Source organism: Sulfuricurvum sp. IAE1, from assembly GCF_004347735.1.
Lineage (GTDB): Bacteria > Campylobacterota > Campylobacteria > Campylobacterales > Sulfurimonadaceae > Sulfuricurvum.
This window is the reverse complement of sequence record NZ_SLTI01000007.1, coordinates 193401-219070: the sequence shown is the minus strand read 5'-3', so window position 1 is coordinate 219070 and position 25670 is coordinate 193401. Positions and strand designations below refer to the sequence as shown.

At 53.4% G+C, this 25670-nt stretch carries 28 protein-coding genes; 25 read left to right on the top strand and 3 right to left on the bottom strand.

Annotation, left to right across the window (positions count from 1 at the left end; all coding sequences use genetic code 11):
* The first annotated feature begins 107 nt into the window (after positions 1-107).
* From E0765_RS01675 to ligA, 12 genes are all read left to right on the top strand, one after another.
* Positions 108-902, top strand: coding sequence for a polysaccharide deacetylase family protein (locus E0765_RS01675; protein ID WP_132811483.1), 795 nt, complete (start codon positions 108-110; stop codon positions 900-902).
* Positions 903-958: 56 nt separating this feature from the next.
* On the top strand, positions 959-2095 hold the full coding sequence (locus E0765_RS01670) for a succinyldiaminopimelate transaminase (RefSeq protein ID WP_132811482.1): 1137 nt from the start codon (positions 959-961) through the stop codon (positions 2093-2095).
* The gene (locus E0765_RS01665) at positions 2092-2559 is read left to right on the top strand and encodes a hypothetical protein (RefSeq protein WP_132811481.1); all 468 of its coding nucleotides are present in this window, start codon (positions 2092-2094) and stop codon (positions 2557-2559) included. Before E0765_RS01670 ends, E0765_RS01665 begins: the two co-directional genes overlap by 4 nt.
* Complete coding sequence (murC, locus tag E0765_RS01660; RefSeq protein ID WP_132811480.1) at positions 2556-3866, top strand: UDP-N-acetylmuramate--L-alanine ligase; 1311 nt, start codon at positions 2556-2558, stop codon at positions 3864-3866. The genes E0765_RS01665 and murC overlap by 4 nt, the downstream gene beginning before the upstream one ends.
* A gap of 3 nt (positions 3867-3869) precedes the next feature.
* Positions 3870-4199 (top strand): hypothetical protein, encoded by a 330-nt coding sequence (locus E0765_RS01655; RefSeq protein WP_132811479.1) that lies wholly within the window; start codon positions 3870-3872, stop codon positions 4197-4199.
* Positions 4196-6415 carry an endonuclease MutS2 gene (locus tag E0765_RS01650; RefSeq protein ID WP_132811478.1) on the top strand — a complete coding sequence of 740 codons (2220 nt, stop codon included), beginning with the start codon at positions 4196-4198 and terminating at the stop codon, positions 6413-6415. The genes E0765_RS01655 and E0765_RS01650 overlap by 4 nt, the downstream gene beginning before the upstream one ends.
* Before the next feature lie 57 nt (positions 6416-6472).
* A complete protein-coding gene (locus tag E0765_RS01645; RefSeq protein ID WP_132811477.1) occupies positions 6473-7240 on the top strand; it encodes a CBS domain-containing protein in 768 nt (255 codons plus the stop codon).
* A 374-nt stretch (positions 7241-7614) separates the two neighbouring features.
* Positions 7615-7890 carry a hypothetical protein gene (locus E0765_RS01640; RefSeq protein WP_132811476.1) on the top strand — a complete coding sequence of 92 codons (276 nt, stop codon included), beginning with the start codon at positions 7615-7617 and terminating at the stop codon, positions 7888-7890.
* Between the two features lie 612 nt (positions 7891-8502).
* Positions 8503-9207: a hypothetical protein gene (locus tag E0765_RS01635; protein WP_132811475.1), complete on the top strand. Its 705-nt coding sequence runs from the start codon at positions 8503-8505 to the stop codon at positions 9205-9207.
* A gap of 458 nt (positions 9208-9665) precedes the next feature.
* Complete coding sequence (locus E0765_RS01630; protein ID WP_132811474.1) at positions 9666-9983, top strand: hypothetical protein; 318 nt, start codon at positions 9666-9668, stop codon at positions 9981-9983.
* The gene (locus tag E0765_RS01625; RefSeq protein ID WP_132811473.1) at positions 9973-10266 is read left to right on the top strand and encodes a type II toxin-antitoxin system RelE/ParE family toxin; all 294 of its coding nucleotides are present in this window, start codon (positions 9973-9975) and stop codon (positions 10264-10266) included. The genes E0765_RS01630 and E0765_RS01625 overlap by 11 nt, the downstream gene beginning before the upstream one ends.
* Positions 10263-12293 (top strand): NAD-dependent DNA ligase LigA, encoded by a 2031-nt coding sequence (ligA, locus tag E0765_RS01620; RefSeq protein ID WP_132811472.1) that lies wholly within the window; start codon positions 10263-10265, stop codon positions 12291-12293. Before E0765_RS01625 ends, ligA begins: the two co-directional genes overlap by 4 nt.
* Here ligA and E0765_RS01615 read toward each other — a convergent pair.
* Positions 12219-13412, bottom strand: a complete 1194-nt coding sequence (locus E0765_RS01615) for an NAD(P)/FAD-dependent oxidoreductase (RefSeq protein WP_132811471.1) — start codon at positions 13410-13412, stop codon at positions 12219-12221. The two genes, ligA and E0765_RS01615, sit on opposite strands and share 75 nt — an antisense overlap.
* Positions 13413-13506: 94 nt before the next feature.
* Between E0765_RS01615 and E0765_RS01610 the strand changes: the two genes are divergently transcribed.
* From E0765_RS01610 to E0765_RS01550, 13 genes are all read left to right on the top strand, one after another.
* On the top strand, positions 13507-14217 hold the full coding sequence (locus E0765_RS01610; RefSeq protein WP_132811470.1) for a TlyA family RNA methyltransferase: 711 nt from the start codon (positions 13507-13509) through the stop codon (positions 14215-14217).
* Complete coding sequence (locus tag E0765_RS01605) at positions 14198-15025, top strand: bifunctional riboflavin kinase/FAD synthetase (RefSeq protein ID WP_132811469.1); 828 nt, start codon at positions 14198-14200, stop codon at positions 15023-15025. The genes E0765_RS01610 and E0765_RS01605 overlap by 20 nt, the downstream gene beginning before the upstream one ends.
* A 59-nt stretch (positions 15026-15084) precedes the next feature.
* Positions 15085-15762 carry a F0F1 ATP synthase subunit A gene (locus tag E0765_RS01600; RefSeq protein ID WP_132811468.1) on the top strand — a complete coding sequence of 226 codons (678 nt, stop codon included), beginning with the start codon at positions 15085-15087 and terminating at the stop codon, positions 15760-15762.
* A gap of 9 nt (positions 15763-15771) precedes the next feature.
* A complete protein-coding gene (locus E0765_RS01595) occupies positions 15772-16062 on the top strand; it encodes a hypothetical protein (RefSeq protein WP_132811467.1) in 291 nt (96 codons plus the stop codon).
* Positions 16059-16613, top strand: coding sequence for a thiamine phosphate synthase (locus E0765_RS01590; protein WP_132811466.1), 555 nt, complete (start codon positions 16059-16061; stop codon positions 16611-16613). Before E0765_RS01595 ends, E0765_RS01590 begins: the two co-directional genes overlap by 4 nt.
* A gap of 11 nt (positions 16614-16624) precedes the next feature.
* Positions 16625-18052 (top strand): Asp-tRNA(Asn)/Glu-tRNA(Gln) amidotransferase subunit GatB, encoded by a 1428-nt coding sequence (gatB, locus tag E0765_RS01585; protein ID WP_132811465.1) that lies wholly within the window; start codon positions 16625-16627, stop codon positions 18050-18052.
* 13 nt (positions 18053-18065) lie between these two features.
* Positions 18066-19625: an ion transporter gene (locus tag E0765_RS12785; RefSeq protein ID WP_132811464.1), complete on the top strand. Its 1560-nt coding sequence runs from the start codon at positions 18066-18068 to the stop codon at positions 19623-19625.
* The gene (locus tag E0765_RS01575) at positions 19622-20323 is read left to right on the top strand and encodes an NAD-binding protein (protein ID WP_132811463.1); all 702 of its coding nucleotides are present in this window, start codon (positions 19622-19624) and stop codon (positions 20321-20323) included. Before E0765_RS12785 ends, E0765_RS01575 begins: the two co-directional genes overlap by 4 nt.
* Positions 20320-21210, top strand: coding sequence for an NAD(P)H-dependent glycerol-3-phosphate dehydrogenase (locus E0765_RS01570; RefSeq protein WP_132811462.1), 891 nt, complete (start codon positions 20320-20322; stop codon positions 21208-21210). The genes E0765_RS01575 and E0765_RS01570 overlap by 4 nt, the downstream gene beginning before the upstream one ends.
* A 7-nt stretch (positions 21211-21217) precedes the next feature.
* Positions 21218-21508 carry a Dabb family protein gene (locus E0765_RS01565; protein ID WP_132811461.1) on the top strand — a complete coding sequence of 97 codons (291 nt, stop codon included), beginning with the start codon at positions 21218-21220 and terminating at the stop codon, positions 21506-21508.
* A gap of 11 nt (positions 21509-21519) precedes the next feature.
* A complete protein-coding gene (locus E0765_RS01560; RefSeq protein WP_132811460.1) occupies positions 21520-21717 on the top strand; it encodes a hypothetical protein in 198 nt (65 codons plus the stop codon).
* A gap of 16 nt (positions 21718-21733) precedes the next feature.
* Positions 21734-22825 carry a hypothetical protein gene (locus E0765_RS01555; RefSeq protein WP_132811459.1) on the top strand — a complete coding sequence of 364 codons (1092 nt, stop codon included), beginning with the start codon at positions 21734-21736 and terminating at the stop codon, positions 22823-22825.
* Positions 22826-22890: 65 nt separating this feature from the next.
* Positions 22891-23316 carry a hypothetical protein gene (locus tag E0765_RS01550; RefSeq protein ID WP_132811458.1) on the top strand — a complete coding sequence of 142 codons (426 nt, stop codon included), beginning with the start codon at positions 22891-22893 and terminating at the stop codon, positions 23314-23316.
* A gap of 23 nt (positions 23317-23339) precedes the next feature.
* Here the strand turns inward: E0765_RS01550 and abc-f are convergent, their stop codons facing one another.
* Complete coding sequence (gene abc-f / locus E0765_RS01545) at positions 23340-25298, bottom strand: ribosomal protection-like ABC-F family protein (RefSeq protein ID WP_132811457.1); 1959 nt, start codon at positions 25296-25298, stop codon at positions 23340-23342.
* Positions 25299-25303: 5 nt separating this feature from the next.
* Positions 25304-25621 carry a hypothetical protein gene (locus E0765_RS01540; protein WP_132811456.1) on the bottom strand — a complete coding sequence of 106 codons (318 nt, stop codon included), beginning with the start codon at positions 25619-25621 and terminating at the stop codon, positions 25304-25306.
* Between the last annotated feature and the right edge of the window lie 49 nt (positions 25622-25670).

Sequence of the window (25670 nt, the reverse complement as noted above, 5' to 3'; positions counted from 1 at the left end):
GACGAATTCTAGGACAAACAGGCAACAATGTCAAGAAAAATTGTGTTAACCGTATGAATGAATGCGCTATAATCCCCCCATTTTTATCGATAAAGGTTGAAACAACAATGCTCCGGTTCGTACTGCCGATTCTTTTAAGCCTCGCTTCATTGTGGGGAGCGGCGCTTCCCGTTAAAATCCCCGTACTGTGCTATCACCGTTTCGGTCCCGAAGTGGCCGATTCGATGACGATCAAAACGTCCGCTTTCGGCGAACAGCTCGCGTGGCTCAAACAAAACGGTTATACCGTGATCCCCCTCGATACGGCGATGCGCCATGTCAAGGGAGAACGCGTCGCCCTGCCGGCCAAACCGGTCGTTATCACCGTCGACGACGGGCACAAAAGCGTTTATTCGGAGATGGCTCCGCTGGTAAAGCGCTACAAGGTCCCCGTAACCCTCTTTATCTACCCCAGCGCGATCTCCAACGCGAAGTACGCGATGAACTGGGAACAGCTCCGTGAGCTTGAACAAAGCAAGCTCTTCCGGGTCGAATCGCACACCTACTGGCACCCCAACTTTAAACACGAAAAGAAAAAACTCCCGGCCGCCGAATACGACAAATTCGTCGACAAACAGCTCGCGGGGGCGAAGAAAAAACTCGAAGAAAAGATGGGACACGAGGTGAAATATCTTGCGTGGGTGTTCGGGATCTACGACGACGAACTCGAGAAAAAAGCGGCTCAATCAGGTTACGTGGCTGCCCTCACCATCGACCGCGCCCATGCCTCCGCAGGCAAAAAAATGACTTCCCAGCCGCGCTACATGATCGTGAGCAAACACGATCTCAAAGCGTTCGCGCGGATGGTTGACGGAACCGAAGACCGTATGCCCCCCTCGAAAAAAGAGGTCGTAGCGTACTAAATTACAGCCGGGGGAAGGTATAATAACCCCCACTATTTCATTATAAAGACCGTCCTTTGCATTTTGAACCCTATCCGTTTGAAAAACTCAATGCCCTCCTAAGCGGAATTACGCCGAACCCGGCCTATTCCCCGATCGTCCTTACCATCGGCGAACCGCAGTTCGAGACGCCGGCATTCATCCAAAAGTCGCTCTCCAAACACTCCGAAAAACTCCGCTATTACCCTAAAACCGCCGGAGAGACGGAACTCAACGGTGCCATGCGCGGCTTCGTCGAGCGCCGTTTCGGGGTCAAACTCCAGCCCGATCAGCTCGTCAGCGCGTTCGGAACCCGCGAAGTGCTGTTCAACTTTCCGCAGTTTTTCCTGTTCGACAAACCGCATCCCGTTATGGCCTACACCAACCCGTTTTACCAGATTTACGAAGGTGCCGCGATCGCGTCGCGCGCACGGGTCATCCATCTCAACCTTACCGAAGCCAACGGCTTTAAACCCCGTATCGACGAAACGGAGCTGGCCGGATGCGACCTCGTCATCCTCAATTTCCCCAACAACCCCACCGCATCGGTGCTCAGCCTGGACGAGCTGGGTGAGTGGGTGAAACTCGCCCTCAAACACGATTTTTGCCTCATCAACGACGAATGCTACAGCGAGATCTACACGAAAGAAAAAGTTCCGTCGCTTCTCGAAGCTTCCGTGCACGTCGGGAACACGGCGTTTAAAAACGTCCTTGTCATCAATTCGATTTCCAAGCGCTCATCGGCACCGGGGCTGCGCAGCGGGTTCATCGCCGGGGACGCGCAGATTCTCAAAGCCTATGCCCAGTACCGCACCTACGTCGGGTGCGCCTCTCCGCTCCCCCTTCAGATGGCCGCCGCGATGGCGTGGAACGATGAAAAACACGTCGAAGAGGCCCGTGCGGTGTATGCCGACAATTTCAAGGCGGCACGGGAGATACTGGGGGTCGAAACGTCTGATGCGACGTTTTACCTCTGGCTGAAGGTGAACGACGCCCTCGAGCTCACGCAGCGCCTTTACCGCGATTACAACGTCAAGGTCCTCCCCGGGGAATTCCTCGCCCGTACCGACGCCGCGGGGGAAAACCCCGGTACCGGCTATATCCGCATCGCCCTCGTCGAAGAGCGGGGCCGCACCATCGAAGCACTACACCGCCTGAAGGAGGCACTCGCATGAGCGACAAACTGAAAGAGAAAATTTTCAATGCCCAAAGCGAAGGGGATATCGCTTCGCTGTACGTTTTGGAGAGCGAAGCGCACGAGAAGTTCGACGAAGACACCCTGATGGCCTATTATGCCAATATCCTCGACCTGGCGCTCGAGCGGCTCACCAACGCCCTCGAAAATCTCGAGCAGCTCGACATGACGCAGGTTCAGGACTTCGCCACGCTGCGCGCCCTCTACGAGTACGCCATCGAACATTACAGCGCGGGGAGCGTCCACGATGCGAGCGCCCTTTTCGAAGTGCTCGGCGGGATCAGCAACGACGAGGCGTTCTCCGAGGCGATGAAAGTGCACCGTGCGGCGTGCGACGCGCAAATCCCGTTTGACGATTTCATCGAGAGCTACGTCGACATGAACGCGACCCAGAACGGCGGGAAATTTTATATCAGTTATTTTACAAAGGGAATCGGAGAATGAAAATCCATTTTATCGGAATCGGCGGAATCGGTATTTCAGGACTGGCCAAATACATGCGTTTCAGCGGTCATGAAGTGAGCGGATCGGACATGAAAGCGACCCACATCACGCAGCGTCTGATCGACCGCGGCATCACGGTCCACATCGGCCACAATGCCGCCAACATCCCCGAGGGGTGCGATCTGGTGATCCACTCGGCCATCATCAAACCGACAAACTCCGAGATCGTCGAGGCGCGTGCCCGGGGTATCGAGGTGCTTCACCGCCGTGACGCGCTGCTGCGCATCCTCAAAGAGAAAAAAGTTTACGCCGTCTGCGGCGCCCACGGGAAAAGCACGACGACGGCGATCCTCGCCTCGATCATGAGCGGCAGCGCGATCATCGGGGCCGAATCCAAAGGGTTCGGTTCCAACGTCCGATATGATGGCAGTACCGACGTGATGCTCTTTGAAGCCGACGAATCCGACGGCAGCTTTTTGAACTCCAACCCCTACTGTTCGATCGTGACCAACGCCGAACCCGAACACATGGAGTACTACAACTACAACATCGACGAGTTCCACAATGCCTACCGCCGTTTCGTCGAGATGGCCCCCCTGCGGGTCATCAACGCCGAAGATCCGTTTATGGCGACGCTCGAGTGCGACGCGATCCGCCTCTACCCCAGCACGGATATCACCAACATCACTTACATTCTCCTCGACGACGAGCCCTACACCCGTTTCACCCTCAAAAACATGGGAGAATTCGAGGTGTGGGGATTCGGCGAACACATCGCGATGGATGCGTCGCTGGCCATCCTCGCGGCGGCCCAGACGATGAGTATCGCCGCCATCCGCGCCAACCTGCTCCATTTCAAGGGGATCAAAAAACGGTTCGACGTTATTTTCAAAGGGACTGAGCGCGTCATTATCGACGACTACGCCCACCATCCCACCGAGATCAAAGCGACGATGGAATCGCTCAAGACGTACGCTGCGCTCAAAGGATTCGACCGCATCGTCGCGATCTGGCAGCCCCATAAATATTCCCGCACCATCGACAATCTCGACGCATTCGTCGAGTGTTTCGAAGGGTGCGACGACCTCGTTATCCTCCCCGTTTGGGCGGCGAGCGAAGAACCCCGCGAAATCGATTTCGAAGGGCGTTTCAAACGTTACAACCCGATGATGTGCGACAAACTCATCCGATCCGGGGACACGATCGACGCGATCGTGGGCGACGCCGTGGCGGCGACGTTTGATAAAGGGTTGATCGTCGGATTCGGCGCGGGGGATCTCACCTATCAGCTGCGGGGAGTCAAATAACCCATGGGCTACCTGCTGTGGTTCGGGATCGTCGTTCTGGCATTCGCGTGGATGCACTATTTCACGGAACTGAGTGCCCGACAAAAAGGGACCATCTCGGCCGTCGTGACCCTGCTCATCGCCGGAGCGATCGCCTACAACGTCCGCAGTGACCGAGAACGTGAGCACATCACCGCGATCGAGCTCAAATACCGCAGCGGCCAGACGCTCGTCTGCGGCGGGGTAGAGGTGAACGCGACGACGTTCGATTACAGCGTCGGGACGCAGAGCTTCATCGGCCTCAAAGGGACGCCCCACTATCAGCGGATTTTTAACGCCCGCGAGTGCGAATGAGCCGTCTCTCCCACTCCCTCTCCGAACTCTTCGGAAAACTCGATCTCCTTCCCCACGTCGGGGCACTGGAGCACTTCTTCTCGCGCGAGCAGAACATCGCGATGCAGGGGGACCAGGAACGGCATTACCGCTACATCGAGGCCCTTGACGCGCTGGAGTTCAAGGCTCCGCCCAAAAGCGTTCCGTTCGAGGCGATCCTCAACCACCTCAAAAAACAGGGGGTCTTGCGGTTCGAGGAGATATTCGAAGTGCTCAAAGTCGTCCGATATTTCCGCTTTCTGCGCAATCAGGGCTACGGCGGCCTGATCGGCGAATGGATGGGGACGATCGTGATCCCGGAGGGGTTCGAGGAGATCGACGAGTATTTCGACGTCGAGGGGAAATTCATCGAAAGCCGCGACGAGGAGCTTTATCGGATCTCCCAGCGGATCAAGGCGATCAAAACCGAGATCAACGACGCGATCAAACGGCTCCTGCACACCCAGAAACTCTCCTCCTACCTCGTCGACACGCAGATCCACTACGTGGGCGACGAGGAGTGTCTGCTCGTGCGCGGCGGGTTCAACCACGTCCTCAAAGGTTCCGTCGTCGGACGGACGGGGGCGGGCTATTTCTACGTCGCCCCCGACGCGGTCCTCAAAAGCAAGGAACAGCTGCGCTACGTCCTGCAGGAGCGCGACGCCGCACTCTACGAGTACGCTAAGCGCTTTTCGGCGAAGCTTTCGGGGTTCGTTCCCTTTATCGGCTTCATCGACCGGGAATTCGACCGCTACGACCACTACCAGGCCCGCGTTCTCTTCGCCCGCGCCCACGATTACGCGATCGTGAAACCCTCCGGCGACGACGCGATCGTCCTCGAGGAGTTCGCCCATCCCGCCCTCCACAACCCCAAGCCCGTCTCCCTCGCGTTCAAAGGGAACCTCCTCCTCATCACCGGGGTTAACGCCGGGGGGAAAACGATGCTGCTTAAATCGATCCTCAGCGCGTGCGCGATGGCCAAATACCTGATCCCGATGCGGCTCAACGCCCACAAATCGCGCATCGGCAGTTTCAAGCGCATCGAGGCCGTCATCGACGACCCCCAGAACGTCGGCAACGACATTTCGACCTTTGCGGGGCGGATGGTGCAGTTCGCCCACCTCTTCGAGCACAAAAGCGCCCTGATCGGGGTGGACGAGATCGAGCTTGGGACCGACAGCGACGAGGCGGCGGCACTCTTTGCCATTGTCCTGGACGAGCTTATCAAACGGGGGCAGAAGATCGTCGTCACCACCCACCACAAGCGCCTCGCCGCCCTGATGGCCGACCGCGACGACGTCGAGCTCCTCGCCGCCCTCTACGACGAGGAGCGGCGCGTTCCCACCTACGAGTTCCTCCACGGTGTCATCGGCAAAAGCTACGCCTTCGAGACCGCCGCCCGATACGGGATCAACCCCGCCATCCTCACCCGCGCCCGCGCGCTGTATGGTGAAAACCACGAGAAACTGAGTGTCCTCATCGAACGCGGCAGCGAGCTCGAACGCGACCTCAAACGCAAGAACAAAGAAGCAGACGAACGGCTCGAAGCGATCCGCGCCGAGCAGAACGCCCTCAAAGAGGCGCGGGAAAATCTCCGATCCGATCTGGAGCGGGAGAGAAACCGTCTCCGCGCCGAATACGACGCCGCGATCCGCGAGGCGAAAGCCGCCGCCAAAGAGCACGATCAGGCCGCTATCCACCGCCAGCTGAACCGTGCGCAGGCGAAACTCCCCAAAGTCGAAGTCCCCAAGATCGCCGAACCCGAAAAAATCGTCTACGAAGTAGGGCAGACGGTCAAATACCGCAGTCAGCGCGGCACGGTGGTGAGCGTCGGGGCCAAAGATGCGATGATCGAGGTCGAGGGGATGCGCCTGCGGGTAAAACTCGCCGATCTCAAACCCAGCGGCAACCTCCCCAAAAAGCCCAAGGTCACCGTCACCTCGCAGGTTGAACAAAAGAGCGGCCTTAAACTCGACCTCCACGGACTGCGGGGCGAAGAGGCGTGCGAGAAAATGGACAAATTCCTCTCCGATGCGCTCTTGCAGGGGTTCGATGAAGTATTGATCTATCACGGTATTGGGACGGGGAAACTGGCCTATGCCGTCAAGGAGTTTCTGAAAGCTCATCCAAGTGTCAAAAGTTTCGCGGATGCTCCGGCGCATATGGGGGGATTTGGGGCGAAAGTGGTGAGGCTGTAAGTATATTGCGGCTTTTTGACTGCTAATTTCAAACGTTAGACATAAAAGGGATTTTAAATGATTAAAAAGTTCTGGACTGAACATATTGTATTTGTTTTAGGTTCAATGTTATCAATAATACTTTTAGTTATTTTTTTTATATTTCAATACAATGAATCAGTACTATTAAACCTTGAAACACGTTGGTTACTTGTTGCTGGAATTCCATTACTTGCTACTCTTTTTATTGGTGGCTATATTAAAAGTTTTAAAGGATTCGGAGTAGAACTTGAGGCAAAATTGAAAAATTCTGTTTCCACTGTTATTCTTACTGCAACAGCAATTGCAAAAGAATTAAAAAGTGGTGATAAAGGAAGTGCACAATACCTTCAATCATTATTAGAACAAAGCAGACCTAATCTTGACAAGTTGGTTTTTACTGAAGGAAAACAAAATTACTATGATGTTCATATGGTATCAGAATACATCGAAAAGCTATCTTCCCTCAAATACATTGAAATACAAGATTCTTCTGGAAAGTTTTTAGCATTGATACCAATTAGTACGTTTAAAAATAGACAGCAGAATAATTCAAACAATATTGCTCGTCTCATTAGAGCATTAGAAGAAATGAATATTTTCTCAACTTTTGACAATGTAATTATAAAAACTGCAATTGAACAAGATACTCTGATAATTGATGCATTAAGATTAATGAAAAAACAACATGTTAGAAAAGCTGTTGTAGTGGATGAAAACAAAAAATTTGTTGGATTACTCGAAGCAAGAGTACTAGAGCAAAGAATAGCAGAAGAAGTGTTGTCTACGATTGACACACGTGTCTAGCAATCCATAGGAAAGCAATCAAAAGTATTATATGCTTCTCTCGTTCCAAACGTCCACGTTGGGAATGCAGACCGATGTCGAGACATTTTTAGCTAACCTTCTCACAAGCAGTATTCCCCCGTTTTTTTCTTTCTGTCGATTTTATTGCATAGTAAAATACCAATTACATTTATTTACATTGTTTTAATGAAAATGGTATAAGAATATTAAATATGTGCTGTTTTGTTTGATTCTGATAGATGGGTTGATATTTAGACATTAAGGTGTCTGATGGTCTGTTTGGAAGTGGGCAAAATGGACATTGTGGGAATGAATAAATAGTTAGGCCGCCAGTTCAGAGTAATCCCGTCAAATCAATCTAAGGAGAAAGTGTCATGAGCAACCAACCAATAGCAATGATCGAACACGAATCAGGACTGTCCCCAACAATGGATGGGGCTGTTTCCGCAGAGGCATCACCGGCTTCCTGTCTGGATGGTCATTTGCGAAGTAATAACTACAACGGCTATTGCTATTGCCAAGTTTGCTGTGGTGGAACGTGGCAATATGTTTGGTACATTGTGGATGGAAAAAAGTATTGGCTGATGTGCAATGGAGGCTCGGTTCGAGTTAACTGCAATGGTCGTCAATTGATTGTTTCCTGTGCGTAACTTCTAGCCTAACAAGTCGTGTTCCTTCGTTCCCACTTTCCAAGTGGGAATGCATACCCTCGTCTCCAAGATGATGTAGCACTTGCACAAAGTTAAAAATCACTTTGTATGATAGAATTTTGAGCCTAAAACCTAAAAATGAAAATGAATGCTATCTGAAAATATCCGTGATCTAATTGATATTATTGAAGTGATTTTGATTGTGTATCTTGTATTTGCAGTAAATAAAAAACGAACTTAACAACTGCAAAAGCTGCGAAAATAACTTTTGCAGGAGTTTTGAGGCATCAAGAGTTTTTGCAATAGGCTTGATGATACGATATTTTTCTCTTTCCAAGAGGGAATACTGATTGATGTCATACGCTTCCACTCAGGAGAGTTGGAGCAAGAAAAATTATTCCTGAAGTGACTGGGAAACTAACTGTTGTATTTTTTAGATTTGTATTTTTTCTCTTTTTACAGTAAGATTTTTCAAAAATAATTTTATTTTGTTAATTATTGAGCGCGAACTTCCAATATTTGGATATTTGCTTGTCATCTGTTGAATGTTTGCAATAAGGATATTACAAGAATGAATCATACAGTTAGCCATCATAACAATCGAGTACGGTCATGAAAGCACCCAAATTCTTTACTTTTGCCTTTGTCGCAATTGTTGCACTTGGAACACCTGCAGTATCTGCCCAACAATCGTTTCAACTGTCGTCTAAATTTCTAGAGGCAAGATTTTCCGGTAAACAGCAGGTTTGGGATGGGCAACATCACTTCGGAAATGTTCTCTGCTTGAAGTTCCCTCGTGCAAATGATGCTGAGGCACTTGCTGAAGCAATGTATAACAACAACACACTTTACTTCAGCCGCACTGCTTACAACGATATGACAGCGCTCTATGTGGTTGCTTCAACCATCCCGGCAGGGCGTTCTGCTGAAGTAGAGATTGGAAATTTGGCTGCTCAGAATCAAAAGAACGTAGACGCCTATCCCGAGTATTTCAAGCTAACTCAAGTCCCAAGTTTACTTGGTTCTTCTCTCGTCTTGACGGTGCGAAACTCGCTAGAAGGGCCGAAAGAATTACCTTTCCCATTTGCCCGTTCTGTTGCCAATCGTCCAGATGGGCAGCTTGCCTCTCTTTCTGTCCATCGTCTCTTCGTTCATGGTCAGAACCGAATTGAGGTTGCAGGACTTCGTTATTTCAAGGTACCTGTGAACTCAGAGCAAGAAGCAGAAGCAGTGTCAGCTTTATCTGCATTGGTCGAGGAAGCAGCTGAATCCTTGCAGTCGTGCACGGCAAAGTTGCCACTCGAAATAACGAAATAAAAAAATAGGGTTAGGTAATAACAATAACTATCTTTCGTTCCCACTTTCCAAGCGGGAATACCCGCTTCCGTCCGATTAAAGCTCTTATCACTTTTTTTGTGCTGGCAAAAAAAGTAACCAAAAAAACCTCGTCTTTCGAGCAAATCGCTCGCATGTTCCCGGCACTGCTGCCTCCACATGTAGCTTTCAAGGATGCTCGAAAGACAGATTGCCCATTATTTTCGCGGAACGCGAAAATATTTACATAAAAAATCCCCGCGATCCAATACCTAGAGCCGTTCCGGAGGCAGCAGTGCCGGGAGGAACGAGCGTTCTTGGATCGCGGTATGCTCTTTTGCTTACTTTTCTGGCTAAACAGAAAAGTATGAACGGCTCTAAGTTCTTTAACTAAAAAGAAAAGGACACTTGGCTTTAAATTTTCGTGTATAATATTCCGTAAGATTATACGGGAGAATACGATGGTCGCCTACAAACCCAACGAACTGATGAGTTCGACCGACGTCGCCAAAAACTTCGGAGCGGTCCTCTCCAAACTTGCCAACCACGAAGTGGATAAAATCGGCGTTCTCAAAAACAATAAGCTTGATTTTGTACTTATGCGTAACGATGAACTCGAAGCATTGATCGATGAAGAGATCCGACGCCGAAAATTTGAAGCAGACAGACAGACAGTAGAACGTCAAATGAAAGCGCTCAACAGCGGTAAAGTGAAACCCTATACGATCGAAGAGGCGGAAAAAATTCTCGATGATGTGTTAGCACGCTATGAAGATTAAATTTGATCCGGAATTTTTGTATCTACTGACAGAACAGATCGAAGTTATTGCGTTGGACAAACCCAAGGCGGCAAAAGCGTTTAAACAAGAGTTTTTCGAAAAATGCCGTTCACTGGGTGAAATGCCGTATCGATGCCGTAAGTCTATTTATTACGACGATAATAATGTCCGTGACATGATCTATAAAGGTTATACCGTTGTTTATGTAATACGTGAAGATGAAATCGTCATTCTTTCGCTGATCAACCACCAAAACTTTAACTCCGGAAGTATCGAACTATGACCCACACCGAATACCAAAACGCCGTTGAGCTGCTGAAAAAATATTCCTACCACTACTATGTCCTCGACGACCCGATCACGACGGACGAGGAGTACGACATCCTCTACCACAAGGTCGTGGCGTACGAGCACGAAAACCCTTCTCATATCCTTGCCGATTCGCCGACGCAGCGGGTAGGGGACCAGCCGCAGGAGAAGTTCGACAAGGCGCGCCATCTGTCGCGGATGTGGAGCCTCGAAGACCTCTTCAACCGCGATGAACTCGACACGTGGGTCAACCGGATCACGAAGGTATACGGCAACGTGACGTTCGGGTGCGAGCCCAAATTCGACGGGGCGAGCCTGAACCTGATCTACGAGGGGGGCAGACTTTCGCAGGCGATTACGCGAGGGGACGGCGTGGAAGGGGAGGACGTCACCCAAAACGCCAAGACGATCCAGTCGATCCCGCTTTCTATCGACTACGCCGGACGGATCGAGATCCGGGGCGAGGTGGTGATTTTCAAGGACGATTTCGAGCAGATTAACGAAGAACGGCTCAAAAACGGCGAGTCGCTCTTCGCCAACCCGCGTAACGCGGCGGCGGGAAGCCTGCGCCAGCTCGATACCCGCATCACGGCGTCGCGGCGTCTGGTGTTCATGCCTTACGGGATCGGGGAAAACAGTCTGGATATCCCCAACCTCTCCGAGCGGATGGAGTGGGTTTATGCGCTGGGGTTCCGCCGTCCCGCGATGCGCCACGTCTGCCGCAGTGCTGAGGAGATCGAGGGGTTCTATCAGGAGATGCTGGGGGTACGCGACACGTTCGAGATGCTGCTGGACGGGATGGTGATCAAAGTCGATTCCATCAGCGTGCAGGACGAACTGGGGTATACGGTCAAAAACCCCCGCTGGGCGGCGGCGTACAAGTTCCCCGCCATCGAGAAACTGACCGTCTTGCGCGACGTGATCTTGCAGGTGGGGCGCAGCGGCGTCGTTACCCCCGTCGCCATCGTCGAGCCGGTCGATATCGAGGGGGTCACCGTCGAGCGCTCGACCCTGCACAACTTTGATGAGATACAGCGCAAGGATATCCGGATCGGGGACAAGGTGATCATATTGCGCAGCGGCGACGTGATCCCTAAAATCGTTAAGGTGATAGCGAGCGAGCGTACCGGAAGCGAGGCCGTCGTGCCGCGTCCGACGCACTGTCCCGTCTGTGGAAGCGAACTGCTCGATGAGGGGGCGCTGATCAAATGCCAGAACCTCTCATGTGAAGCACGTGTCGTGAACTCGATCATCTATTTCGCCTCCAAGCAGTGCCTCAATATCGACGGGCTGGGGGACAAGATCGTCGAAGCGCTCCACAAGGCGGGACTGGTGCACGACGTGAGTGATCTCTTTAGTCTCACGATGGAACAGCTCCTCTCGCTGGAGGGGTTCAAGGAGAAAAAAAGCCGCAACCTGATCGACGCGATCGCGGCGGCCAGAGGGTGCGAGTGCTGGCGGTTCATCAACGCGCTGGGGATCGAACACATCGGGGAGGTGGCCTCCAAAACATTGTGCGGCGCTTTCGGGACGGCGTTCGATACGGCAAGCCGCGAAGAGATTCTGGCGCTGGAAGGGTTCGGCGGCGAGATGGTCGAGTCGATCCTTGAATTCGTCCGCGTCAACGGCGAGAAAATCGAAACGCTGCGAAGTATCCTGAGCCCCGTGGCCCCGGTTAAGATCGAGGCGGCCGAGAACCCGTTTAAGGGAAAAAGCGTCGTCATCACCGGGACGATGAGCGTGCCGCGCGACGTCATCAAAAACCTCCTCGAATCGCTGGGGGCGAAAGTCGCCTCGTCGGTATCGAAAAAGACCGATTACGTCGTGTACGGCGAAGATGCGGGGAGCAAATACGACAAGGCGGTGGAACTGGGAGTCGCTTTGCTCACCGAGAGCGCATTCAGGGAAATGTGCGAAGCGGACGCTTCAGCGCCGCTTGCCGATGAGGCTACGGCGCCGCAGGGGAGCGGTGTAAAGCCAAAATATAGCCTTTTTGATTAGGTAGGCGAGGTACCCTTTGACGCGGATGCCGCCGGGGAGGAGCCCCGCGCCGTATTCGCCCCCCAGAGCGATCATCACGCCGCCGTTTTGGTAGGAAAACGGTGCCGTGGGTTTGCCGCGCAGACGCGCTAGGATGTTGCGGACCGCGTGTTCGGCGCTCCGCTCGGCGAGCTGGGCGGTAGGGGGATAGAGTTTCCCCTCCGCGTCGGCGAGGTGGGCGACGTCCCCGATGGCGAAGATTTCGGGATGTTCGGCGAGGCTGAGGTCGGGCTTGACGATGAGGTGCCCCTTGGCATTGACCTCAAACGCCAGCCGCTCGGTCAGGGTCGAGGCGCACACCCCCCCCGTGAAGATCATAAACTCGAAATCGAGGATTTTTCCGTTATCGAGGACGATCTGTTTTTCGCGCACTTCACTGATCCGGTTGTTGTGCCAGACGTGCACCCCCAGCTTTTCGAGCCGCTCGTGCGCGCTGCGGATCAAAAACGGATCCATCCCGAACAGGATGCTTTCATACGCGTCGATGAGATAGACGTCCACCCCCCGGCAGCCGAAATTGCCGTTTTGGTAAAAGTGGTTGGCGTAGGCCGCCATCTCCGCGGCGATCTCGACGCCTGAGAGCCCTGCGCCGCCGATGACGATATTGAACGCCTTGACGTCGCATCCCTGCCGCTGCGCTTCGATACGATCAAGGAGCGCACGTTCGAACTGCTGTTTGAAATCCAGAGCGCTGGGGATGCTTTTGACCCCGTGGGTGTGTTCGCGCAGGCCGGGAATGAAGGCCGGAAAATAGGTGCGGCTTCCGGTCGCGATGATGAGGTAGTCATAATCGATCGTACGGGTCGCGGTGCGTATCGAGCGCTGCGGCGCGTCGACGCTTTGGACCTCTTCGCAGACGAAGTCGACGTTGGCGAAGCTCTTCATCAGGGAGGGGAGGTCGATCATGACGTGGGACATGTCGACTTTGTTGGCGATGAAATCGTAGACCTCGGCCTGCATATAGTGGTAGGCGTTCTGGTCGATCAGGGTGATGGTGATTTCGGGATGTTTGCAGAGGCGTTCGACGGCGCGGATACCGCCGTATCCTCCGCCGATCACCGCGACATGAACTTTTTGCACTCAGCCCCCCTGAAATATTTGTGGAATGGTAGCGGATTTCGGAGCCATTCTCAACCGTTGCGGTATAATTTGCTTACAAATAAGGACGCAATGAATGAGATTAGACAGTTGTTTGGTAGAACGCGGACTCGTAGAGAGCCGTAACAAGGCGCAGCAGCTCATCAAGGAACACGCCGTCAGCGTGGAGGGTAAAATCGTCGACAAGGTATCGTTCGAAGTGGAAGAGGGGATGGAGGTAACGCTAAGCGATACGCACCTCTACGTCAGCCGCGCGGCGATCAAACTCAAAGGGTTTCTCCCGTATACGGGATGGGATTTGCGGGGACTCAACGCGCTCGACATCGGCTCCTCCACGGGCGGGTTCACACAGGTGCTTCTCGAAGAGGGGGTATCGGCGGTGACGTGCGTCGACGTCGGGAACGGCCAGCTTCATCCCTCCCTGCGAGGCGATCCGCGCGTGCGGGTGCATGAGGATACCGACATCCGCGCATTCGAATCGGAAACGCCCTTTGACATCGTGACGTGCGACGTCGCGTTTATCTCGCTCGAGCACATTATCGACGCGATAGACCGCCTAGGGGGACGCTACATCGTCGTACTCTTCAAGCCGCAGTTCGAAGTGGGACGGGAAGTCAAACGGGACAAAAACGGCGTGGTGAAAGACGACAGGGCGATCGCCAAAGCGCAGATCCGCTTCGAGGATATGTGTACCCTCAAAGGGTGGAAACGGATCGCCAAAGAAGCGGCCCACATCAGCGGCAAAGATGGCAATCAGGAGACGTGTTATGGCTTTGTCAAAAGTTGACGCGATCGCCGTCGGCGGATTCGACGGAATGCACGTCGGACATCAGCACCTTTTCGAAGAGCTGGGGGAAAACGGCGCGATCGTCGTCATCGAAACGGGATACGCCAACCTAACCCCAGGCTGCGAGCGCGAACGCTACTCCCATTACCCGATCGTCTATTATTCGCTGGAGGAGATCCGCCATCTCGAAGGGGCGGAATTCGTCGACATGCTTGGAAAGAAGTTTCCCCGTTTGCGCAAAATCGTCGTCGGGTACGATTTTCATTTCGGCAAGAACCGACGTTATTCGCACGCCGATCTGGGGCAACTCTTCGGCGGCGAAGTGGTGGTGGTCGAGCAGGTGTGCATCGGGGGGGACTCGGTCCACTCCCATAAAATCCGCGCCAAGATCCAGATCGGGGACATCGAAGGGGCGAACCGTTTTCTGGGGCACAACTACCGGATTAACGGGACGGTCGTGCGGGGGCAGGGGATCGGCAAAACCGACCTTGTCCCTACGATCAATCTCGAATGTCCCGGATACCTGCTCCCCTACGAGGGAGTCTATGCCGCGCTGACGCGGATCGATGACGAGGAACATTTTCACCCAAGCGTCGTCTTCGTGGGCCATCGGGTGAGTACGGACGGCAGTTACGCGCTGGAGAGTCATATCCTCGGGGAAAATATCCCCGAATGCCGCCGCGCGTCGGTCAGTTTTGTCAAATTTTTACGCAAAAACCGAAAATTCGAGAGTCTGGATGCGCTCAAAAAGGCGATTCATGATGATATTTTGGCCGCACGGAGCGAGCTGCTTCACCTCAGTTTATAGGAATTTAATTTCAAAAGCGGTAAAATCCCGCTAATTTTCTACGCAAAGGAACACTACGTATGGGTGAGTTGTTTACCTTCTTCGGCCTTATCAGCCACGATCATAGCTTCATTTTCCTCACGCACATGCTGCTCACCGCGGCGATTGTCCTCGTGATCGCGAAAATGGCTACTTCGAATCTCCGTCTGGTACCCAGCGGCGCTCAAAACGTTATGGAAGCTTATCTGAGCGGCGTTCTGGCCATGGGTGCGGACGTTATGGGTAAAGCGGAAGCCCGCCGTTACCTTCCTCTGGTTGCGACCATCGGTCTTTTCGTCGGTATCGCGAACATCATCGGGGTTATCCCCGGTTTCGAAGCGCCGAGTGCGTTTTTGGATTTCACCCTTGCCCTGGCATTGGTCGTTTTCGTTTATTATAACTTCGAAGGGATCCGCCGCAACGGGCTGATCAGCTATTTCAAACATTTCATGGGGCCCGTATGGTGGCTGGCATGGTTGATGTTCCCGATCGAAATCGTATCGCACATCTCCCGTATCATTTCACTCAGCTTCCGGTTGTTCGGTAACGTCAAAGGGGACGACATGTTCCTTATGGTTATCCTGATGCTCGCTCCGTGGTTGCTGCCGATGATCCCGTTTGCGTTGTTGACGTTCATGGCGTTCCTGCAAGCGTTCATTTTCATGATGCTCACCTACGTTTACCTCGGCGGTGCGGTTCTCCTTCACGACGAACACTAAGACGCGTCCATGAAGCGGAGTACGTTCGACGCACTGTTGAGCTTCCTGGGAGGCGTCTCCTGGGCATTCGTTATCGTGGGTGTCTGGGTCACTTTCCAGTCTTTCGTTTTTCTCGGGGTGGTTCCCGCCTTGATGTTCTCTTTCATTTTCCTCTTTCTGGCTCTGTTTTTGATCCTGATCCTCGAAGTGATGGGGATGCAGCGTGACCGCCACGACGCGGTGCTCAAACAGACGGCATTGCTCGAAGAGATCCGTGAGCGCCTCCGATCGAAGGAACCCGAATCCTCAGAGGACGAGTGAAACAGTACCTGATCACCGATCCTTCGGCGTACGGGAGTCTCCCCGAGGCTCTTGAACGCTCTCTTGAAACCGCTTTTTCCAAGTCCTTTCCCGATTTCGCCCTTTTTCGAGACAAACAAACCTCCGATTATCGCTCGCTCGCCCTCACGTTCATTGCCGTATGCCGTGATCACGCCGTCCCGACGGTTTTGCTGCACGGCGATTATGCTATGGCTCATGAGCTGAAAGCCGACGGGGTCCATCTGACCTCTGCACAGTTTGACGCCATCACAGAAGCCAAAAAACTCGGCCTCTACGTCATCATCAGCACCCACACCCATGACGAAGCATTGATGGCTCAAAAACTGGGCGCGGACGCGATCACTTACAGCCCGATTTTCCCATCTCCGGGGAAAGGGGACCCCAAGGGTTTAGAGGATTTAAAAGAAATAGTGGCTAAAATAGATATACCTGTTTTCGCCCTCGGCGGAATCGTCACCGAAGCGCAGATTGACGCCGTCGAAAAAAGCGGTGCGTACGGATTCGCATCGATACGATATTTTGTCCCATAAGGATTTTTTGTATGTTTGAAACCATTATCGGTTTGGAAGTCCACGTCCAGCTCAATACCCAGTCCAAACTTTTTTGCTCCTGCCCCACCAGCTTCAACCACGAACAAAACACGAATACCTGCCCGACGTGTCTCGCACTTCCCGGTGCGCTGCCGGTACTCAACCGCGAAGCGCTCCGCAAAGCCGGGATGTTCGGCACGGCGGTCGATGCGACGATCAACCGCACGAGCTTCTTCGACCGCAAGAGCTATTTCTACCCCGACAGCCCCAGCGCCTACCAGATCACCCAGCTCTACACTCCGATCGTCGAGCACGGTAAACTCGTCATCGATTTCGAAGACGGCAGCCATAAAACGATCCGGATCAACCGCGCCCACATCGAAGCCGACGCGGGGAAAAACATCCATGAAGGCCCTATCAGCAAAGTCGACCTCAACCGCGCGGGCACCCCGCTGATCGAGATCGTCTCCGAGCCTGATATGCGCAATGCCGAGGAAGCGGTGCTTTACCTGAAAAAACTTCACTCGATCGTCCGCTACCTCGACATCAGCGATGCGAACATGCAGGAGGGATCCTTCCGCGTCGACGTCAACGTCTCGATCCGCCCCAAAGGGGACGAGAAACTCTATACCCGCGTCGAGATCAAAAACATCAACAGCTTCCGCTTCATCCAGCGCGCGATCGAGCTTGAGGTAGCCCGCCAGATCGAAGCGTGGGAAGACGGCACCTACGAAGAGGAGATTGTCCAGGAGACCCGTCTGTTCGATCAGGTCAAACAGGAGACAAGATCGATGCGCGGCAAGGAAGAGGCGGCTGACTACCGCTATTTCCCCGAGCCGGACCTCCTCAAAGTCGTGGTCGATGATGAAATGTACGCCACGATGAAAGCGATTCCCGAACTCCCCGACGCGAAAAAAGAGCGTTTCGTCCAGGCGTTCGGGATCAGCGAGTATCATGCCTCGGTCATTACGGCCGATCTGGAGACGGCGCACTATTTCGAAGCGATGCTGGAGCAGGGGATCACTCCAAAAAATGCGGTCACATGGCTCACGGTCGAGCTGCAGGGGCGTCTCAGCGGCGGTGTGACCCCTGCGACTTCGTCGATTAGCGCCGTGATGCTCGGAACCCTCGTCAAACGGATCGAAGAGGGCGTCATCAGCGGTAAGGCGGCCAAAGAGGTTCTCGATTACCTCCTTGAAAACGGCGGCGATATCGATGACGTGATCGAAAAGCTGGGACTCAAACAGGTGAGCGATACGGGGGCTCTGGAAGCGCTGATCGATGAGATTTTGAACGCCAATGCCGATAAGGTGGCGGAGTACAAATCGGGGAAAGACAAGCTGTTCGGCTTTTTCGTCGGGCAGGCGATGAAAGCTTCCAAAGGCTCCGCCAACCCGCAAACCCTCAACGAAATTCTCCAAGCCAAACTGGCGCAGTAGCGGGCTGCAGCCGATGATAGGCCGGGCGCTGGTCGGGATCGCGTTTTACCTCCACGGTTCGATCCGTTACCGCCGCGCCAAAAAGTTTTTTTACAATCTCCTCGAAAATCCCGCTTACCCCTACAAAAAGTTTTTCGATTACCTGATGATCGGGCTGATCGCGATCAGCGTCTATATCCTGATCCGGCACGTCAAACACGACGTCAGCCCGCAGATGCTCTTTTTCAACAACTACGTCATCTCGATCATTTTCCTGTGCGAATACCTTCTTCGGATGTGGGTTTACAGCGACGGATCGAAAGTAATCATCGACCGCTACGAACACGACCTTTTTTTGCAACGCCCGTTTCGCTGGATCGAGGCGGTACGGGCGATTGCGGCGAAAAAAGGCGAATACGTCGTTTCTCCCTCCGCGCTGATCGATCTGTTCGCGATCATGCCGTTTTTCCACGAGTTGCGGATGCTGAGGATTTTTATCCTGTTTCGGGTATTCAAACTGTTTCGCTATACGAAAAGCCTGACGCAGTTCGTATCGATCCTCTCGTCCAAAAAATTCGAAATTTTCACCCTCAGCCTGTTTGCAACGGTCATCATCGTCGTGTCGTCGGTGCTGATATACGTGATGGAGGCGAACAATCCCGAATCGCCGATCAATACCCTTTTTGACGCGGTCTATTGGTCGGTTGTGACGATTTTCACCGTCGGTTATGGGGATATGGTCCCCGTCACCGACGAGGGACGCACCGTGGCGATGGCGATCATCGTCGCGGGTATCGCGGTGATTTCATTCGCGACGTCGATCGTCGTTTCGGCGTTCACCGAAAAGCTCGACGTCATCAAAGAGGAAAAACTGATCGAGGACGTCTCGAAAATCGGCCGTTTTTACCTGATCTGCGGCTATACGCCGCTGGCGGTTCAGATTGCCCGCAATTTTCTTAAAAAAGGCTCAAAGGTCCTCATCCTCGACAACGATCCGGAGAAAACCGCGGCGGCGCTCAGAGAAGGATTTCTCGCACTTGCCTGCGACCCGGCGAGTCTGCACTCCTACCGGATGCTGCGGGTCGATTTCGACCGTCAGGTGATCGCGGCCATTTTGCTGCAGCCCAGCGACGTCCTCAACGTCTATACGGCGCTGACGATACGCGAACTCTCCGCCTCCGTACCGCTTCTGTCGATTCTCGTACACCGCGAAAACCGGCGTAAGCTTGCTCTTGCTGGGATCAACGAGATCGTCTATACCCAGGAGCTGATCGGGCTGGTGAGCAAGGAGATGAGCGGCAGTCCCGTCGCGTTTGAGGTGATTCATGCGTTGCGGAGCGAAAACAACGGCGTCGTGATCGAAGAGATCGCGCTCGATCCGGTCGGGGCGGCGCGTTTTTTCGAAACGTCGCGGCAGAAACTTTTTCATACGCGGCTGATTGTCCTGGGGATCTACGCGACTGCGGAAAAAGCGTTCGTGTTCAACCCTTCGCTCAACACCCCGATCGCTCAGGGGGACGTTGCCATCGTCATCGGCAGCCGGATGCTGATCGATGAATTCAAAACGGCACTCTATCACAAGGGGAACCGATGAGAAAAAAAGGCGCGATCGTTTTCGGATTCAACGAATACGCCAAAGAGATCGCGATGCAGATCGCACCCGAATACTCCTCTTTCGTCGTGTACGTCATGAACGACACCGAAAAAGCCTCCGCCGAAACGAGGGGATTCGAAACCGAAATTTTCGATTTGAGCGAAGAGTGGCGGAGTATCGAAGAGCGTTTTGACCCCGACAGCCTGATCGTGTTCTGCGCATTGGATAACGACGCGGAAAACGTCTTTTTGACCATTTCGCTCCGCTCGGTCTTCGAGGATCTGACCATCATCGCACTGGCCCAGGACAACGAAAGCGCCGCCAAACTTAAAAGCGCGGGGGCGAACAAAGTACTCGCAACCCAGCAGATCACCGCCGGGATCATCGACGAGATGCTCGAAAAACCGACGGTGCGCGAAGTGCTGCACGATATCCTTTACGAAAACAGCGCCCTCAAAATCGTTCAGCTGGCGGTTCCCGAGGGATCGTTCCTGGTCGGGAAGCATCTCTATGACATCGATTGGGCGGGCGAATACGACGTTCTGGTACTGGCGATCGTCGATCAGGAACTTTCCGCCACGTTTAGTTTCACCTCCAAAGGGCATAATCACCACATTGATCCCCACGACCTCTTGATTGTCGCGGGATATGAAGATAAAATTGCGGCATTGAGCGACGCGATGGGAGAGAAGAGATGACAAAAGTGGGGGTAATCGGAGCGGGGAAATGGGGGGAAGCCCTCAGCTTCGCGATGGGCGAAAAAAACGACGTCATCATCACGTCGCGCACTCCCCGCCAGATGAGCAATTTCCGCCCCCTTTGTGAAGTGCTCGAACGCCCTTACCTGATCGTCACCGTTCCGGCTCAGCAGGTGGCGCAGTGGTTAAAGGAACATTTCGTCTATTCGGGACAAAAGGTACTGGTCGCGGCCAAAGGGATCGAAGCCTCCAGCGGCCGTTTCCTGAACGAAATCTATTCCGAATACGTCCCCGAGGAGAATCTGGCGTTTCTCTCAGGCCCTTCGTTCGCTTCGGAAGTATTGCGCAAGCTCCCCACCGCGCTCGTCGTTAATTCGCGCTCGCCGCAGACGGCGGATGCGTTCGCTTCCCTTTTCCCGGGGTTCATTCGTACCTATACGAGTGATGACGTGATCGGGGCCGAAGTCGCCGGGGCGTACAAGAACGTGATCGCCATCGCGGCGGGAATCTGCGAAGGGTTGGGACTGGGGCACAACGCCGCCGCGAGCCTGATCGCGCGCGGACTCGTCGAGATGGAACGGTTCGGCCGTGCTTACGGCGCCCGCGAAGAGAGTTTTCTCGGGCTCAGCGGGGCGGGGGATCTGTTTCTTACCGCCAGTTCGCCGATGTCGCGTAATTACCGGGTCGGTCTGGGATTGGCCGAAGGGAAAAGCAAAGAGGCCGTCTGTGCCGCCATCGGAGAGGTGAGCGAGGGGATCGGAACCGCTTACGCACTGCACGAAATCGCCCTTTCCCGCGGCATTTATCTCCCGATTGCCGGAGAAGTGTATGCGATTTTGGAAGGCAAATCCCCCCGCCAGAGTTTAAAAGATTTGATAGAGAGGTAGTAAAATTATGTTGGTACACATCGTCATGTTCCAGTTCAAAGAGGAAAACAAAGAGGCCAATATGGCCCGGGTGAAAACGATGCTCGAAGCACTGCCCGCGAAAATCGCGACGCTCAAGAGCATGGAAGTCGGGATCGACGTCAGCCGCAGCGAGCGTTCGTTTGACATGGTGCTGGTTTCCACGTTCGACGATCAGGCGGGATTGGATGCGTACGCTCCCCATCCGGCCCATCAGGAAGTGGTCGGCGTGATCAAAGAGGTGACCCTTCTCTCCAAAGTGGTCGATTACGAAAAATAGGGGTTTAGGGGATGGGATGGACCTGCCAGCATGACGCCAAAGGTTTTTGCAAACTGCTAAACGTCCCCTGCTTACCCGGCATCAAAGGGTGCACGCTCAATAAAGGGGCCGAAGTCGTTTTTACGACGGGAAGTTACGAACAGGACAAACAAAAGGCCGAAAATCGTTCCGAAGAGATCGATTTTTCCCAACTCGCCAAAAGCCATTAACCGTCTAAGGATATTTGTGAACGAACCATTGCCCGCCGAAGAAACCGCCGTTGAAAGCCAACCTACAGCTCTGATCCCGGAGGAGCCATTTTACAAAAAATACAAAATCCATCTTTCGGTGGCCGCTGCGATCCTTGTCGCCGGAATAGGGGCTTTGTCCCATTACAAAAACGAACGGGTCAAAGCTGAACTTGAAAAAGCGATCGGCGAATACCAGCAAAACCTTTTGCTCGTCGGCGGGGAGATGCGCTACGATTCCCTCGAATGCAGCGGGGTCATCTGGACCGATTGCGAAATCGAAGGGATCCGCCTCTCAATGCTCGGACAGGAGCAGCTCTCGATCAAGAAACTCCGTCTGGGGGATGTCGAGGAGTTCGAAGCGCTGAAAGCGTTTTCGGAAGGGGGAAGCGTCGATGCGTCGGTCGATATCGAAATCGAAGAGATCGCTCTTCCCAAACCGATGCTCGCGCAGATGGTTGCCGAAAACGTCAGCAACGCTTTCCAGCAAAGCACTCTTGAGAAACTCAGTACGATGAACATCTCCATCGAAGGGGAAATCGAAGGGAACTCCGCACTGATCAAAGAGATCGAAATCGAACGTTTTGCGATCGACAACGCGATCATGCCGATCGAATTTTCGATGGAAGCGCGCGACATCGTCTCGGGGAAACCCGATTCCATGATCCTGGAGAACTTCTCGCTGAGCGTAGAAAATCGGGCGGTATCGGATGTCACCTACGAATCGGTCAAAAGCTTTATGACTCTTCTCAGTCCTGCCGAACAGGCCGCATTTTTGAAAGAATTCGGCCTCAAAGCGTCGGATATGGGGGATAAAACCAAAGCGTCCGAAGCGATCAACCACACCATCGCCAAACGTTTTGAAGCCGATCTGGCGGTTGCTTCGGGAATGGTTGAAAAAGAGCTGATCCGGGCAATGGTCGCGATGCTTCGCGGAGAAGCCGACGAGATCGTTTTGCGCGGAGAAAACAAAAACGCCCATACGATGGGGCAGGTTCAGAATTTTCTGCTCCAGTCGGCGACGATGGGCGAAAAAGAGGCCAAAGCGTTCATGGAGGACAAATTTGTCATCGACGTCGAAGCAGATTAATTTTCTTAACCATAATTTAACAAAACTCTATTACAATGAGGTGATATACTCAAAAGGAGTTTAGCATGAAAACATTGGTATCGATCGTCACGGCGTCTCTTTTGCTGTGCAGCGCGGGGTGGGCCGAAGAGCCGGTGAAGGCACAGATCCAGAACGAGAACCAGAACCGTTTCAAAAACATGAGTACCGACGAACTGCTTGGACAGCGGGGCCATTTGCACAACCAGCAAGAACGCGAGCAGCTTCATAACGAACTGATGAACCGTCAGCAGACGATGACTGCCGAGCAGAAAGAAAAATTCGCAAATGTTCCGGGGAAAACTTCCCAGCAAATGGGTAGCCAGGGTAAAGGTATGGGTTACGGCCAGGGGCAGGGAATGATGCAGGGACAAGGTCAGAATATGCAGGGAATGCAAAAAGGCAAAGGGATGATGCAAGGCTCCGGCGGAGGCATGGGAGGCGGCATGATGAAAGGAAAAGGGGGGCGTTGACCCCTTTTCGGACCGTCGAAGCGCTAGAGGTTTTTCAGCGCTTCGATCTCCTCGATTTTTTCTTCGATACTCAGCAGTTCATCTACTTTTTCTTCGTATTCCGCTTTGATTTTTTCAAGCTCGGCCGCCAAAACCGTGATCCCGATTTTTTCGTATTGTTTCGGGTCGGCCAGTGCGGCGTTTAGCTCGTCAATCTTCGCCTCCAGCGCCTCGATCAGGGCGGGGAGCCGTTCAAGCGCTTTTTGTTCGTTGTAGCTTAGTTTGAGCGCTTTGGGTTTATCGGAAGCGGGTTTGGACGCCGCCGCGCCGGGTTTGGAAAATTCCGCTTCCATCGCATCGATTTCTTGTAGCTCTTTTTCGTCTTCGAGGTATTCGCTGTAGGGCTTGTAGCTCTCCTCGATGGTCCCGTCCCCTTTGAAGATGAAGAGTTTCTTCGCGATTTTGTCGACGAAATAGCGGTCGTGGCTGACCAGGATGACCGCTCCGGGGAAGTTCTGGAGCTTCTCTTCGAGGATATTGATCGTCGGGATATCGAGGTCGTTGGTCGGTTCGTCCAAAATCAGACAGTCCACTTTTTTGGTAAAGAGCAGTGCCAGGGCGACGCGGTTCTTCTCCCCGCCGCTGAGGATGCCGATTTTTTTATCGAGAAACTCGCGGGGAAAGAGAAAGTTTTTGAGATAGCCGTAGACGTGGAAATCCTGTCCCTGGGCCTGTACACGGTCTCCGCCGTTGGGGCAGAAGGTTTCGATCAGGTTTTTGGAATCATCAAGCATCTCGCGGTGCTGGTCGAAATAGCCGATCGAAAACTCCCCCTGCTTGATGGCACCGGATGTGGGTTTGAGCCGTCCCAACAACGCTTTGAGAAGCGTCGATTTTCCGCTGCCGTTGGGGCCGACGACGGCGATAACGTCTTTTTGAAGGATCCGGGTCGAAAAATCGCGGATCAGCGTTTTATCGCCCAGTTTCAGCCCCAGGTGATCGATCTCGAAAAGCATCTTCTGGCGGTTTACCCCGTCGGCGCGGTTGAAGTGTTTGGCCTCGCGTTCGAGTTCGAGTTTCATTTTACGGATTTTGGAAGGGTTGTGCTTGGCCTGTTCGCGCAGTTCCAGCACCCGCTGCTTTCTCCCTTCGTTCCGTTTCAATCGCGCCTTGACCCCTCGGCGGAGCCATTCGTTTTCGGCTTTGAGCAGTTTGAGTAGGTTTTCATGCTGCTGCGCCATCGTCCGCAGGAGCTCTTGTTTTTGCTCGAGATAATGGCTGTATCCTCCGTTGAATTCGCGCAGGACGCACTCTTCGACCTCGATCGTCTTTGTCGCGACCTGATCGATGAAATAACGGTCGTGCGAGATGAAGAGGAGGGTGAAACGCTCTTTGAGGATCAGCTCTTCGAGAAACTCGACCATGTAGACGTCGAGATGGTTGGTCGGCTCGTCAAGAAGGAGAATATCGGGTTTTTGGAGCAGCAGTGAGGCCAGTGCGACCCGTCGCTGTTCTCCCCCGCTGAGGAGGTTCACCTTTTTCGTTTCGTACTCTTTGAGCATGAAATGCTGCATCACCCGTTCGATTTTGTCGTCGAGGTTCCATGCGTTGTGGTGATCGAGAAAATTGGTCAGGCGCGACTGCTCTTCGAGCAGTGCGGTATCGTCGAAGCGTTCGGCCAGTAATAGGGAGATCTCGTCAAAACGGATTTTGGCCGTTCTGAGTTCCCCAAGCCCCGCTTCGATCGCTTCGCGTACCGTATGCTCCGGATCGAAAACGGGTATCTGCGAGAGCATTTTGATCTGGATCCCCTGACGGGTGATCCGCTCCCCCTCATCGGCGTCGAGAACTCCCGCGACGATTTTCATCAGGGTCGATTTGCCGCTGCCGTTTTTGCCGACGATGACGACCCGTTCCCCTTCGTCGATGTGGAAGTTGACGTTCTCTAAGATTTTCTGGGCTTCGTAGTGTTTGGAGACACCGAGCAGATCGACTAATGCCATGAAGATTATTCCTTAGGGAGACTAAAACAGGTATGGCGCGAGAGATACCACGACGCGATGGCGTAGTCGGTGTAGGACATTTCACGCTGTGCGATCGGGATGGAATCGGCACGCAGTTTACTGCGAACGATCCCGAACACGATGAACCCCAGCAGCAGGGAACCGATGGCGATAAACCAGTCGCTTTGCGTCCACACGAGTCCGGCAACGAGATAGTTCCCGTAACTGAGGCCGTATCCCAATGCACGGGCCAAAAGACGGCATCGGCGGGTCGGAAGGGCAGGTGTGGGATCGATCGTGAAAAGTGCTTGCTCGCTGTTCATGGGGCGAATTATAGCGGAAGGGAGTTTAACGGGGGTTATGATTCTTTTG